We start from the raw sequence: 12,547 nt of genomic DNA on the forward strand, positions 1-12,547 counted from the left end.
ACTGAATTCGGGCAAAGGTACGGATTCGGGCGGGCGGTATAAAGCGGCGCGCCGGGCCGCGGCAGCCGGCACCTGCTAAAGCCTGCTGGGTTCTGCCAAACCGCATCGGGACCAGCCGTTTCAAATATGGGAATGATGTTGAATAAGCAACATCATTCTCGTAACTTTCCGGACCCCCTTGTTCTATTCACTAGATATTTTCGCGCATTTGATGAAAAGATTATTTACTGTACCGGCACTGCTGGTAAGCTTGGCCAGTTTTGGCCAGACGCACAAATTCACCCTCGATTCTGCCCCTGCTCCGGCTACCATCTGCTACGCGCGCCCCGAGAGCATGCACACGCAGCTGCCGCTGCCCGCCGCCTACCTGGAGCAGCAGCGCTCCGGCCGCCGCGTAAACGGAGCCAAAATCGAGGTAACCTACACCGGCTTCCCGCCCGAAGCGCAGGCTGCCTTCCAGTACGCCGTTGACATCTGGCAGTCGGTGCTGATTTCGCCGGTGACCATCCGGGTACAGGCCAACTGGACGACGCTGGGCACCAACGTGCTAGGTTCGGCCGGCCCTACGGCCTACTACCGCGACCTGAACGGGGCTACCCGGGCCGGCGTGCTGTACCCAGTGGCCTTGGCTGAAAAGATCAGCGGCCAGGACCTGAACCTGCCAACCGACCCCGACATTACCACTCGCTTCAACAGCAACTTCAACTGGTATTACGGGCTCGATATGAGGACGCCAGCCGGCAAGCACGATCTGGTGTCGGTGGTGCTGCACGAGTTGGGCCACGGCCTGGGCTTTATTGCCGGTACCAGCTACACGGCTCCCAACGGGTTCTATGGCAACCCGCCGTCGGTTTTCAGTACTTATATTGAAAACCTGGCCGGCGAGCAGATCACCAACAACCCTGCTTTCCCCAACGGCTCGGCCGCACTCGGCGCGCAGCTGATTAGTGGCCAGCTTTACTTCAACAGCCCGCTGGCCCGCTCTGTCAACAACGACAACCGTCCCCGGCTGTTCGCGCCGCCTACCTACTCGGCCGGCTCCAGCATTTCGCACCTCGATGAGGCCACGTACCGCGCCGGCGACATAAACTCGCTGATGACGCCCCAGATTGGTGCGGCCGAAGCCATGCACAACCCCGGCCCGATCACGCTGAAGATGTTCGACGAGATGGGCTGGTTCAACACGGCCATCCGCACCACGCCCCTCAAAGACTCGGAAGTGGCCCGCGACTTTACGGTTACGGCTACCATCATCAGCGACGGCACCGTTACGCCCGGCTCGGTACAGCTGAACTATTCCATCGATAACGCTGCGCCCGTGGCCGTTACGATGACCAACACCGGCGGCAACGTTTACCAGGGCGTTATTCCGAACCCAGGCCTCAACCGCACCGTCAGCTACTTTATTACGGCTTCTGATAACGAAACCAAGCGCACCTATACTGCCCCGGCCGCTTACCAGCCCAACGTGGCAACAGTTGACCGCTACTCGTTTAAGGTAGGCCCCGACGTGGTGGCACCGCTCGTGCAGCACCGGGCCGCGAATTACGTGTTTGCCGATAAGCTGCCGCTGAATCTGCAGGTGCAGGCCACCGATAACCTGGGCGTAAGCACCGTACAGGCTGAGGTATTTGTGAATGGCGTGGCCCGGCCCACCATTACGCTCACCCGCCAGGGCACTTCCAACAACTTTGTGGGCAACCTGACGGCCGCTGGCGTAGTAGCCGGCGACGTGCTTACTTACCGCATTGTAGTCCGCGACGTGGCCACGACTCCCAACCAGACCCTGAACCCCGCCAGTGGCTTCTATACGGTGAATGTGGTGAGCTTTAAGCCCGCCCAGGATACGTACACCAACAATTTTAACAGCACCACGCCCCTCGATTTTGTGGGCGAAGGATTCCGGATCACCCAGCCTGCCGACTTCGTCAACCCGGCTATCCATTCCGACCACCCCTACACCAACGACTCAACCCTCATCTACCAAATGCTGGTGCCTATCCGGGTAACGTCGAAGAACACGAGCATGACATTTGACGAAGTAGTGCTGGTGGAGCCCGGCGAGCCCAATTCGACCTTCGGCACCCCAGAGTTTTACGATTTCGTGGTGGTAGAGGGCAGCACCGACCAAGGAGCCACCTGGAAGCCCGTAGCCGACGGTTACGACTCGCGCCTGCAGGCCGACTGGCTGGCAGCCTGGAACTCCAAGGTTACGGCAGCCGGCAACTCCACTGCTGTGGGTTCGGCATCGTTGTTTAAGCCGCATACCTTCAGTCTGGGCAGCAAGTACAACGTGGGCGACGAAGTGCGCCTGCGCTTCCGTCTTACCTCCGACCCCGGCGCATTCGGCTGGGGCTGGGCCATCGACAACGTGGTGGTCAGCAACGTGGTGACCAGCATAGCCTCGGAGCTGAAAGCCAGTGGCAGCCTCGTAGTATCGCCGAACCCCAGCGCGGGCCAGTTCCGGGTGCAGGCCAGCTTCAGCCGGCCTACCAGCGGCCTCGAAGTAGTGGTGCGCAATATGCTGGGCCAAGAGGTGTACCGCCAGGCGGTGCCCGCTACGGCTAGCCTCAACCTGCCCATCGACCTGGGCCAGCTGGCTAACGGCATTTACCAGCTGAGCCTGGGCAACGGCGCCGATGCCGCCTCGCGCAAAATCCTGATTCAGCGGTAGGTGTTTAGCTGCTAGCCATTCGCTGAGAGCTATTCGCTTTTTGTTTTCATCGAACTCAAGCTGCGCACCATCAAAAAAGGGCGCCCCCTCCAACTTGGAGGGGGCGCCCTTTTTTGATGGTGCGTTTCGTCGGGCCTAGTGCAGGTGTTCGTCATGAACTGGGCTAACAGCCCATGACACTATTTGAACGCCATTTCGCCGGCCTCTATTTGCAGCTTCAGGCGGTTATCGGCCGGGGGTACGGGGCAGGCATAGTCGGCGGAGTAGGCACAGTAGGGGTTGTAGGCCTCGTTGAAGTCAAGCAGCACTTCGGTGTCGGCAGCGGCGGGCAGGGGCGCATCGAGGTAGCGGCCGCCGCCGTAGCTGCCGAAGCCGTTGGTGCGGTCGGTAAAGGGCACGAATAGGGTCGTGTCCTTGCCATCGGCTTTCAGGAAGAGCGTGAGCTGGTATTCCTGCTTATTGAAGATGAACTTGGCCCGCCCCCAGCGCAAGTACTTATCGGCCTTGCCGTCGGTAAGGGGCATTTCTACAGTGTCACGCTGCGGGAAGTGCTCCAGCTGTGCCTCCAGGCGAAAGTCGCGGTTGGGCGGATAGAACCGGAGGCTGTCGAAGCTTTGGCGCAGCTCGGTGCTGAGAGGCGAGGAGTTGGGCCGGCGGAAGGAGTTGTTCTTGGCTTCCCGCTGTTGCAGCAGCCGGGCAGTGTACTGGTCTTGGCCTAGCACGAGGTCTTGCACGAAGTAGCCGAATACCAGCAGCAGGCCCAGGCCAATGAGTAGTTTGGGGTTGAAACGCATAGCACAAAGGTAGGGCCTGCTATCTGGCCACACGCGCCAGGCAGCAGGCCCTGCCTTTGTGCTATACATGAAACTTGGCCTGCCCGACGGCTCACGGCTTGGCCGCTATGCAGCAACATGAAAGTCGCGCCAGCTGGGTATCCACATCCTCTACAGCATCCCTTCATCGGCGAAGCTGTGGTAGCCTTGGTCGGTGAAAATGAGGTGGTCGAGCACGGGCAGGTCGAGCAGCTGGCCGGCTTCCTTGAGTTTGCGGGTGAGGGCAATATCGGCGGCCGAGGGGTTGCGGTTGCCGCTGGGGTGGTTATGCACCAGCACAATGCTGCTGGCCAGCTGCTCCAGCGCCTCCTTGAAAATGAGCTTGGGGTCGGCCACGGTGCCGGCCACCCCGCCCCGGCTGATGCTCACGGTGCGCATCACCACGTTGGCCCGGTTCAGCAGAATGACCCAGAATTCCTCGTGGGGCAAATCCTGCAGATGGGGCTGCATTACGTGGTAGATGTCGCGCGAGCAGGTGATGGTGTTGCGGGCGGGCGCGTCGGCTTCCTTGCGGCGGCGGCCCAATTCCAGGGCCGCCACAATGGTAATGGCGCGGGCCTCACCGATGCCTTTCTGCTTCATCAGCTCCTTCACCGAGAAGCGGGCCAGCGTGTTGAGGTCGTTCTGAGCGGCTTTGAGCACGAGCTTGGCCACATCAACGGCCGACAATTTGGCGGTACCCGAACCGAGCAGAATGGCCAGCAGCTCGGCATCGGAGAGCACGGCGCGGCCTTTCTGCAGCAGCTTTTCGCGCGGCCGGTCTTCTTCGGCCCAACTCTTGATGCCGCTGACGACCGGCGTGTAGGGCGCTGGCGCACTATTAAGGGCCGCCGGACCGGGCGGCGCCGGGTTTTCCGACAGCTTGTCAAACTCTTGCATGGGGCACCGTTGTTGTAGGCCCGGAATTTACTTTAAAATCCGGAGGCCCAGCATACTGTTGCCAGCCTCAGTGCCTTACTTTGTGGTCCCATTTACGGGAGCCCGCTTTTCAACTATGTCCCGCAAACTCTTTCTGCCCATCTTTCTGGCCCTGATAGTTGCTGCCGAGTGGTATGCTTTCCAGGCCGTCCGCACACTCGTTCAATCGGTTTCGCCCGGCGTGCGCCGCACTACGGTGGTGCTGTACTGGTTTATTACGGCCCTGGTGTGGGGCCTGGGTATGTGGGCCGTGAGTAGCCGCCGCGAGCACGCCTCTTACAAAGCCTACCTCGGCGGCGTGCTACTGGCGGTTATTGCCGCCAAAATGGTCGTTATTATTCCGCTGCTGCTCGAAGACGCGGTGCGCCTGGGCCGCTGGGCCATGCAACTGATGGGCCGGCCGGCCGGAGCCGACTCGGGGCCGTCTATTTCGCGCAACGAGTTTCTAAGCAAAGCGGCGCTGCTTGCCGGGGCTGTACCGTTTGTGGCGCTGCTCTGGGGCATGTTTAAGGGCCGCACCGACTATACGGTGAAGCGCGTGGTGCTGCGTTTCCCTAACCTGCCGGCCTCGTTCGACGGGTTTAAAATGCTCCAGATTTCCGACCTGCACACCGGCTCGTTCCAGAGCCTTGCGCCGCTACGCCGCGCCGTGGCCCTTATCAACGAGCAGGCCGCCGACCTGGTAGTGATGACCGGCGACCTGGTAAACAACTACGCCACCGAGGTGGAGGAGCATATCAACACGCTGGCCGGCATCAGGGCTAAGCTGCCGGTGTACTCGATACTGGGCAACCACGATTACTCTGACTATGTAGACTGGACCAAGGAAGGCGGCTTGCCGGCCAAGCAGGCTAACCTGGCCCGCATCAAAGCCAACCATGCCAAAATGGGCTGGAACCTGCTGCTTGATGAGGCCCGGACAATTGAGCGCGAAGGCGAGATAATAAGCCTGATTGGAGTACAGAACTGGGGTGCCCGCGGCTTTGCGCAGTACGGCGACCTGGCCAAAGCGCACGCCGCCGCCGACCCCGCGGCCCCGTTTAAAATTCTGCTCTCCCACGACCCCTCGCATTGGGATGCGCAGGTGCAGGAGTACCCCGACATCGACCTGATGCTGGCCGGCCACACCCACGGCATGCAGTTCGGCCTCAATCTGTCGTTTCTAAAATGGAGCCCCGTGCAGTACGCCTACAAGCAATGGGCGGGCCTGTACCAGCGGGGCCGCCAGCACCTATACGTGAACACCGGCCTGGGCTTTATTGGCTACCCTGGCCGGGTAGGGTTTCTACCCGAAATAACCGTGTTTGAACTGCGACGCGGGTAAAAGCAGGCGGGCAGTTCCAGTGTTACATTTGGCGCGAGTGGGCGTTTCGGCGGGTTTCTACCTGTCCGAAATGCCCGCTCGCTTCTTTTTACGGCTTCTTATTTTCCCGGGGTGGCAACTGCTAAACTTAAAAACTACCCTCACCGTATATGCGCCATTCCCTTTTCTCTCCCTCCTGTTTTCTCCCCTGACTTTTACCTTTTTACCATGAAAAAGACCCTGCTCCTGCTTTCGGCCGCCGCTGCTTTCACGCTCGGCTCGTGCTCGGAAAACCAGCCCGCCGAAACCACCACGACCACCACCGACACGACCATGACCACAACGGCCGGCACCATGGATTACTCGTCGGAAGCTGTTAGCAGCCGTGCCGACCGCATGGCCGCCGACATGGCCACCAGCATGCAGCTTGATGAGCCCACCCGCACCCGGGTACGCGACATTTACGTCACCCGGGGCCAGCGGATGGCGGAGCTCAACCAGAAGTACATGACCGACACGATGGGCATGGCCGCCGCCCGCCGCGACGTGTACGCCAACACCGACACGGAAATGAAAACCGTGTTCACCGACCCCACGCAGTATTCGGCTTACGAAAGCAGCCGCAGCAGCTACTACGACGAACGGTACATGGACAACACCACCATGAGCTCATCGGATGATATGTCGACCGGCAGCTCATCGGCTGATATGAGCAGCTCCGATATGGAGAAAATGAAGATGAAAGGCGAGGACGGCAGCAAAATGAAAATCAAAGCCGACGGCGACGTGAAAATCAAAGATGCCGAGGGTAACAAGGCCAAGATGGATGGCGACGATGGCACCGTGAAAATGAAGCCCGAAGAAGGCGACAAAACCGTTCTCAAGTAATTCTTTTCGGCGGTCGGCATATTTTCGGCCGACGATTTGTTAGCGTATAGAAGCCCGCACCTGCAACGGTGCGGGCTTCTTTTGTCTCCTTCCGGCGTTATGGCCGAATGTCGGCCGGCCCGTTGGGAAGCCGCTGGGGAGGATTTCTCCGCCGTGCTGCCGTAGTTTACCTATTGATGCTGTTTCCTGCTTTGCCATCCGTCGGCCCGATTCGTTTCCTGTTGCTGCTGCTGGCGCCGCTGCTGTTGCTGGCCGGGCTGGCCGCAGGGCAGGTCCGCGTAACGGGCCGCATTTCGGAGGAAGGCTCGCGCCGGCCCATTCCGGGTGCCTCCATCACGGTGCGGCGCACGCAGCTGGCCGTGGTGGCTGATGCCAGCGGCGACTTTGGCGTTACGGCCCAGCGCACCGACACACTTGTTTTCCGGGCCGTGGGCTTCAAGCCCCGGCAGCTACCGCTGGGCGGCACCGGCCTCTCGCAGCTCGTAGTCCAGATTCGGCTACGGCCCGATACGGTGCAGCTGGGCGAAGTGCGCATAACCGAAGGCCGGCCCGACCAGGAACTCATCGACCGGGCCCTGCGCAACATCAAGCGGCCCAGCACGGCCCCCACCAGCGCCGTGAAGCGCCCGCCCGCTCCCAAGCCCATGTTCCCCGTCGATTCGGCGGCGCCCAAGGCCCCCACGCCCACCCTGGCCAGCCCCGTGAGTTTGCTGTACGAGCAGTTTTCGCGGGCCGGCAAGGAGCGGGAGAAGATGCGGGAAATTGAGGCTCAGGAAGCCGCCAAAAAGGCGTTGCAGGAGCGCCGCCGCTACAACCGCAACTTCAAAGACAACCGCGGCTACGAGTAAGTGCGGGAAACACGCGCAGATGTAATCCGGAAGTGAAGCCAGCGACTTGGCGAGAGGGCCCGGCTTTTGGCCGCGAAGGGCTTTTTTGCCGTATGCTTTCCGAAACGCCCCCTTACTGCTCTCCTCCCATCCGTGCCTCTGCCATGCGAATCGGTTATCCCTGCGTCAACGAAACGCTCGACTGCACTTCTACCAGCACTTTCCGGCTGGCTTCCTACACCGATGAGCGCTTGGAACTGACGGTGGCCAACAACCTGCACTGCCTGCTCCGGATTCTGGAATGGAATGTGGCCCACGGGCTACTGTTTTTCCGAATTGGCTCGGGCGTGGTGCCCTTCGGCTCCCATCCCATCAACACCTTCCCCTGGCAAACGCGTTTTGCGGCCGAATTCCGGGCCATCGGCGACTACGCGCAGGCCAATAGCCTTCGTATCTCGTTTCATCCCGACCAGTTTGTGGTGCTCAACTCGCCCGATGCCGGGATTGTGGAGCGCAGCATCCAAGAGCTCATCTACCAGGGCTCGATGCTGGATTTGATGGGCCTCGACTCCACCCACAAGCTGCAAATTCATGTGGGCGGCCTCTACAACGACCGAGAGCTGGCCATCAGCCGCTTTATTGCCACTCACCAGCGCCTGCCCGAAGCTGTACGGGCCCGCCTGGTTATCGAAAACGACGACCGTCTGTTCAGCCTGCAGGATTGCCTGCGGGTACACGCGGCAGTGGGCATTCCGGTGCTGTTCGACAACTTCCACCACGAGTGCCTCAACCACGGCGAATCCATGGCCGAGGCTCTGCGCCTAGCCGCTGCCACTTGGCACCCTACCCACGACGGCGTAATGATGATGGATTACAGCTCGCAGGCCCCCGGCGAGCGTAAGGGCAAACACACGCCCACGCTCGAAGACGACATGTTCGCTGGTTTCCTGCGCGACCTGGGCGACTTGGATGTGGACATCATGCTCGAAATCAAGGACAAAGAGGCCAGTGCCCACCGCGCCTGCGCCACCATGCGCGGGGCTAGCCTGTTGCCCGGTCTACCTGCTTCGGTAGCAACCTGACCTTTACAGCCGCTTTTTGCGTAAGCCTGATTGCCCCCGGGCTATCCGTTTTTCTTCTGCTTTTTCTTTTCCTATGATTTTCACCGACCTGCTCAACGCTACCACCCACTCCCTCAGCAACGGCCTTACCGGAATTCCGCTGAGCGCCGCCCAAGACAACACCGAAACCTGGCAGCAGCACCTGCTGCAAAGCGGCGAGCCCCGCCTTCAGGATATCGGCCGCGAAATCGGCAACCTGCAGTCCCTGCTCAGCGAGGGCGATGTTGGCCTGAATGGGCCAGCCATCGGCCGCTCGCTCAGCATGCTGGCCTCGCAGACTGCCCAAGTGGTGGCCCAGGCCCCCGACGAAATCCGCGCCAGTCTCACCGAACTCTCCGACCTGCTGCTGCGCGCTGGCGGCCAGCTGGAGCAAAAGGCGTAACCCCATTGGCATCAGGCACAAAAAGCCCGGCCCGCACGATGCGGGCCGGGTTTTTTGTGCCTGATGCCAATGGGCGCGCTACCTGATTGGAGCAGTGCTACGCGGCGCGTTGGCTTTGCGGGTCGAGCGTTTAGTGGTAGTGGTGCGGGGGCTACGCGGCTCCGTGGTTGTCATGGTAGAGGTGCGACGCTCGGCCTCAACGGTTGTGCGGCTCTCCATTGCCGGCGTGCGGTCCATGGTTCCAACGCTGGTTTGCGTGGGGTTGCTGGTGGTCGGTGTGCGTTGGTCGAGCGTGCCGGGGTTGGTTGTTGGGTTAGCCGGGTTGGGCAACGTGTTGGTCGATTGATTCAGCGTACCACTCTGGGTTGCTCCGGTGCTCATGGTCTGGGCCGAGGCGGCCGTGGAGGCGCCCACAAACAAGGCGGCAGCCAGCAGGAAATTGAGTTTCATATAAAATCAGTTGTAGGGTGAAAAGCCCTGACCCGGGTAGGACCAGCGGCAGTATTCTCATACGTTCAAAAAATAGCAAAGGCCGGAAAAGTCCGAATTTTTAATCCACTCAACAATCTATATATCAGATAATTAATCTAAATCAAATGGCTTCACGCCGGGAAAATAAAAAACCCCGCCGGCCGAGGCCAACGGGGTTTTTCACATCGTTCAGAAGTGGAGCTGCAGAGATTCGAACTCTGGTCCAGACAAGGAAAACGTCGAGCTTTCTACGTGTGTATCTATGCTTGGATTGTCGAAGGAAACCAGGCGCACATCAGGCCTTTGATTTCCCCTTATCTGTTTGAGTTTCGCCCGCGGGTCACAGCGCCCCACGAACTATCCTAACTGCTTTCGACGCCCCGAACTCACCCGTGAGCAGGAAGACGGATGCGGGACGATGGCATTACTTAGTACCTAGACTAAGCAGCCATGGCGTAGTTATACTCGCCAGTTGTGTTTTGGACGGCTTTTTTTACGGGAGATTCATCCAACTCCCGACACGCTTACTCGCGCAGTGCACAAGCTGTCAATTCCGGTCAGCCCCAGTTGTGAAAGAACGATGCCCGCCACGAGTGGCAGGGTGCGAATGTACGCACACTACCCGATAAACGTTGTAGAGGCCCGCGAAAGTTCCGGTTCAGCAGGGTCAGACAAGTCAGGAAGCGGGCCGCTAATCCGGGCGCTGCCACCCCGGCCGGGGCTGACAAATGCGCGTCGGACGGGCTTCCAAAGCCGGGCTTTTCGGGGTAACTTTGTGGGAAGACTTATGGAGAATTTCGTTGTTTCGGCCCGCAAGTACCGCCCGGCCACGTTCAGGAGCGTGGTGGGGCAGCAGCACGTTACCACTACGCTGCAAAACGCCATTGCCTCCCAGCATCTCGCCCAGGCCTTCCTGTTCTGCGGCCCGCGGGGCGTGGGTAAAACCACCTGCGCCCGCATTCTGGCCAAAACCATCAACTGCGAGTTTGTTGAGGAGCACGTGCGCCGCGGCCGGCTGGTTTCAGAGCTTATTGCCCAGCAGCCCGACATCGTGCCCGAAGCCCTGCTGACGGCCGCCGACCCCAATAACACACCCTTCGAGCTGGAAGCCTGCGGCAAGTGCAGCTCGTGCCGGGCCTTCCAGGAAAGCGCGTCTTTCAACGTGCACGAGCTGGATGCAGCCTCCAACAACTCGGTCGAGGACATTCGGAGCCTCGTGGAGCAGGTACGCTACGCGCCCCAGCAGGGCCGCTACAAGGTGTATATTATAGACGAGGTGCATATGCTCTCGAATGCGGCCTTCAACGCGTTTCTCAAAACGCTGGAGGAGCCACCGGGCTACGCCATCTTCATTCTGGCCACCACCGAGCGCCACAAAATCATTCCTACCATTCTGTCGCGCTGCCAGGTATTCGACTTCAACCGAATCAAGGTCGATGACATTCGGGGGCACTTGCGCCACGTGGCCACCCAGGAGCAGATTGAGGCCGAAGACGATGCCCTGCACCTGCTGGCCCAGAAAGCCGACGGCGGCCTGCGCGATGCACTGAGCATGTTCGACCAGATGGTGACCTTCTCGGGCCACAACCTGCGCTACCAGGATGTGATTCAGAACCTGCACATTCTGGACTACGAGTACTATTTCCGGCTGACTGACGCGCTGCTGACCGAGAACCTGAGCGCCACGCTGCTGCTACTGGAGGAGGTGATGCAGAACGGCTTCGACCTGCACAACTTTGTAGTGGGCACGGCCGAGCACCTGCGTGGCCTGCTCGTGTGCAAAGACCCCATTACGGTGCAGCTGCTGGAGGTATCCGACAACATTCGGGCGCGCTACGTGCAGCAGGCTCAGGCCGCGCCGCTGGCCTTTCTGCTCTCGGGCCTGAACCTGGTCAGCCTCTGCGACCGGGAATTCAAGCAGGCCAAAAACCAGCGCCTGCACGTCGAGCTGATGCTGATGAAGCTGGCTTACCTCAACGGGGCCGTGCAGTTCGCCCGCGACCTAAGCGCCGGCCCGTCTGCATCATCCGGCAACGACGACGCGAAAAAAAAAAGTAGCGCTGGCACTCCTCCCCCCGCAGTAGCCCCTGCCCCCACCGGCCAGCTGGTAGCCGACGGCACTGCCGAAGCACCCGCCACTTACAGCACTACGCCGCCAGCTTCACCAAACCCAAGCGCCAACCACGAAGCACGAAGCACGAGCAACCTGGCCCACGCGCCCGCCGACCCCGAGCCCATTGTGCCGGTGGAAAGTGGCGTGGAAGAGCTGCACGATACGCCCAGCATCGAGGACGAAACGGCTACCCAGGTACCCACCACCAGCCAGCTGCGTGACACGGTCCCGCACATTGAAACCGGCCGGCCCAGCATTGCCGGCCACGAACCGGGCATGATGCCCGTAACGGCTGCCCCGCTGCCCCCGCCCGTACCCAAACCCGGCATGCCCCCAATGGGCAAACCCCTGGGCCTTGGTACCAAGCTACCCGGCCTGGGCAGCCTGAGCGCCATGAAGGCCCAGCTAGCGGAGAAGGCCGCTGCCGGTAAAGCCACCGCCGAAGCCGAGCCCAGCGGCCCCGTAACCGGCCTGCCCGCCATCGACGACGCCAAGCTGCAACGCGCCTGGAAGGAGCTGACCGAGGAGCGCAAGGCCGGCAGCATGATGCACTACAGCATCCTCAACCGTCCGGTGCAGGCCAACGAGCAGCACGTTATTCTGCTGGCTGTGGATAACCCTGTGCAGGAGGACCAGTTCAACGACTTTCGGGGCGAATTTGTAACCGAGCTGCGCCGCCGCACCGGCTACCCGCGTCTGAACGTGCAGGTAAGCATTGTAGAACGCCAGGAAACCGGCCGCAAGCTCTACACCGCCACCGACAAGCTGGAGTACCTGACCGAAAAGTACCCCATGCTGGCCGAGATGAAGCAGCGCCTGGGTTTGGACGCCGACTAAATCACAGATGGAGCAGATTCGTTCTGCTGGCCGATTTGTTCGACGGTAGATTCGGGTAGCTCTGTAAACCTGCTAGCAGAACGAATCTGCGTGATCTGCAACATCTGCGATTCTATAAGCATTTTTCCGCACTTGAAAGGCGCGCGGGGTATGAAGGGGCTTTTTATTCCCAGGGGGGAC

10 protein-coding genes and 1 other RNA gene are annotated in these 12,547 nt (G+C 60.5%); 7 read left to right on the forward strand and 4 right to left on the reverse strand.

Annotation, left to right across the window (positions count from 1 at the left end; genetic code table 11):
- The first annotated feature begins 211 nt into the window (after window positions 1-211).
- On the forward strand, window positions 212-2,674 hold the full coding sequence (locus tag HW556_RS02355) for a T9SS type A sorting domain-containing protein (RefSeq protein WP_176897622.1): 2,463 nt from the start codon (window positions 212-214) through the stop codon (window positions 2,672-2,674).
- A gap of 179 nt (window positions 2,675-2,853) precedes the next feature.
- Here the strand turns inward: HW556_RS02355 and HW556_RS02360 are convergent, their stop codons facing one another.
- Together HW556_RS02360 and radC are read right to left on the reverse strand one after the other, a co-directional pair.
- Entirely contained in the window at window positions 2,854-3,468 is a 615-nt protein-coding gene (locus tag HW556_RS02360) for a DUF1684 domain-containing protein (protein WP_176897624.1), read from the reverse strand.
- Window positions 3,469-3,618: 150 nt separating this feature from the next.
- Window positions 3,619-4,386 (reverse strand): RadC family protein, encoded by a 768-nt coding sequence (gene radC, locus HW556_RS02365; protein ID WP_218136848.1) that lies wholly within the window; start codon window positions 4,384-4,386, stop codon window positions 3,619-3,621.
- A 115-nt stretch (window positions 4,387-4,501) separates the two neighbouring features.
- Here radC and HW556_RS02370 point away from each other — a divergent pair, with 115 nt between their 5' ends.
- The 5 genes from HW556_RS02370 to HW556_RS02390 all read left to right on the forward strand — a co-directional run bounded on the left by HW556_RS02370 (window position 4,502) and on the right by HW556_RS02390 (window position 8,946).
- Window positions 4,502-5,749: a metallophosphoesterase gene (locus HW556_RS02370; protein ID WP_176897626.1), complete on the forward strand. Its 1,248-nt coding sequence runs from the start codon at window positions 4,502-4,504 to the stop codon at window positions 5,747-5,749.
- A gap of 207 nt (window positions 5,750-5,956) precedes the next feature.
- On the forward strand, window positions 5,957-6,616 hold the full coding sequence (locus tag HW556_RS02375) for a hypothetical protein (protein WP_176897628.1): 660 nt from the start codon (window positions 5,957-5,959) through the stop codon (window positions 6,614-6,616).
- Window positions 6,617-6,792: 176 nt separating this feature from the next.
- A complete protein-coding gene (locus HW556_RS02380) occupies window positions 6,793-7,464 on the forward strand; it encodes a carboxypeptidase-like regulatory domain-containing protein (RefSeq protein WP_176897630.1) in 672 nt (223 codons plus the stop codon).
- A 143-nt stretch (window positions 7,465-7,607) separates the two neighbouring features.
- A complete protein-coding gene (uvsE, locus tag HW556_RS02385) occupies window positions 7,608-8,525 on the forward strand; it encodes a UV DNA damage repair endonuclease UvsE (protein ID WP_176897632.1) in 918 nt (305 codons plus the stop codon).
- Window positions 8,526-8,598: 73 nt separating this feature from the next.
- A complete protein-coding gene (locus HW556_RS02390; protein WP_176897635.1) occupies window positions 8,599-8,946 on the forward strand; it encodes a hypothetical protein in 348 nt (115 codons plus the stop codon).
- A gap of 78 nt (window positions 8,947-9,024) precedes the next feature.
- Here HW556_RS02390 and HW556_RS02395 read toward each other — a convergent pair whose 3' ends face one another.
- On the reverse strand, window positions 9,025-9,396 hold the full coding sequence (locus tag HW556_RS02395; protein WP_176897637.1) for a hypothetical protein: 372 nt from the start codon (window positions 9,394-9,396) through the stop codon (window positions 9,025-9,027).
- A 214-nt stretch (window positions 9,397-9,610) separates the two neighbouring features.
- Window positions 9,611-9,982: a transfer-messenger RNA gene (ssrA, locus tag HW556_RS02400) on the reverse strand.
- A 222-nt stretch (window positions 9,983-10,204) separates the two neighbouring features.
- Between ssrA and dnaX the strand changes: the two genes are divergently transcribed.
- The gene (dnaX, locus tag HW556_RS02405) at window positions 10,205-12,367 is read left to right on the forward strand and encodes a DNA polymerase III subunit gamma/tau (protein ID WP_176897639.1); all 2,163 of its coding nucleotides are present in this window, start codon (window positions 10,205-10,207) and stop codon (window positions 12,365-12,367) included.
- Window positions 12,368-12,547: the final 180 nt, after the last annotated feature.

Origin of the sequence: Hymenobacter terrestris (assembly GCF_013377905.1) — a bacterium.
Classification (GTDB): domain Bacteria; phylum Bacteroidota; class Bacteroidia; order Cytophagales; family Hymenobacteraceae; genus Hymenobacter; species Hymenobacter terrestris.

What these genes read in the sequence shown, in the direction of transcription:
- HW556_RS02370 (WP_176897626.1), top strand. Translation starts at nt 4,502, where the DNA reads ATGTCCCGCAAACTCTTTCTGCCCATCTTTCTGGCCCTGATAGTTGCT.
- HW556_RS02375 (WP_176897628.1), top strand. Translation starts at nt 5,957, where the DNA reads ATGAAAAAGACCCTGCTCCTGCTTTCGGCCGCCGCTGCTTTCACGCTC.
- HW556_RS02395 (WP_176897637.1), bottom strand. Translation starts at nt 9,396, where the DNA reads ATGAAACTCAATTTCCTGCTGGCTGCCGCCTTGTTTGTGGGCGCCTCC.
- HW556_RS02355 (WP_176897622.1), top strand. Translation starts at nt 212, where the DNA reads ATGAAAAGATTATTTACTGTACCGGCACTGCTGGTAAGCTTGGCCAGT.
- HW556_RS02380 (WP_176897630.1), top strand. Translation starts at nt 6,793, where the DNA reads ATGCTGTTTCCTGCTTTGCCATCCGTCGGCCCGATTCGTTTCCTGTTG.
- HW556_RS02360 (WP_176897624.1), bottom strand. Translation starts at nt 3,468, where the DNA reads ATGCGTTTCAACCCCAAACTACTCATTGGCCTGGGCCTGCTGCTGGTA.
- dnaX (WP_176897639.1), top strand. Translation starts at nt 10,205, where the DNA reads ATGGAGAATTTCGTTGTTTCGGCCCGCAAGTACCGCCCGGCCACGTTC.
- HW556_RS02390 (WP_176897635.1), top strand. Translation starts at nt 8,599, where the DNA reads ATGATTTTCACCGACCTGCTCAACGCTACCACCCACTCCCTCAGCAAC.
- uvsE (WP_176897632.1), top strand. Translation starts at nt 7,608, where the DNA reads ATGCGAATCGGTTATCCCTGCGTCAACGAAACGCTCGACTGCACTTCT.
- radC (WP_218136848.1), bottom strand. Translation starts at nt 4,386, where the DNA reads ATGCAAGAGTTTGACAAGCTGTCGGAAAACCCGGCGCCGCCCGGTCCG.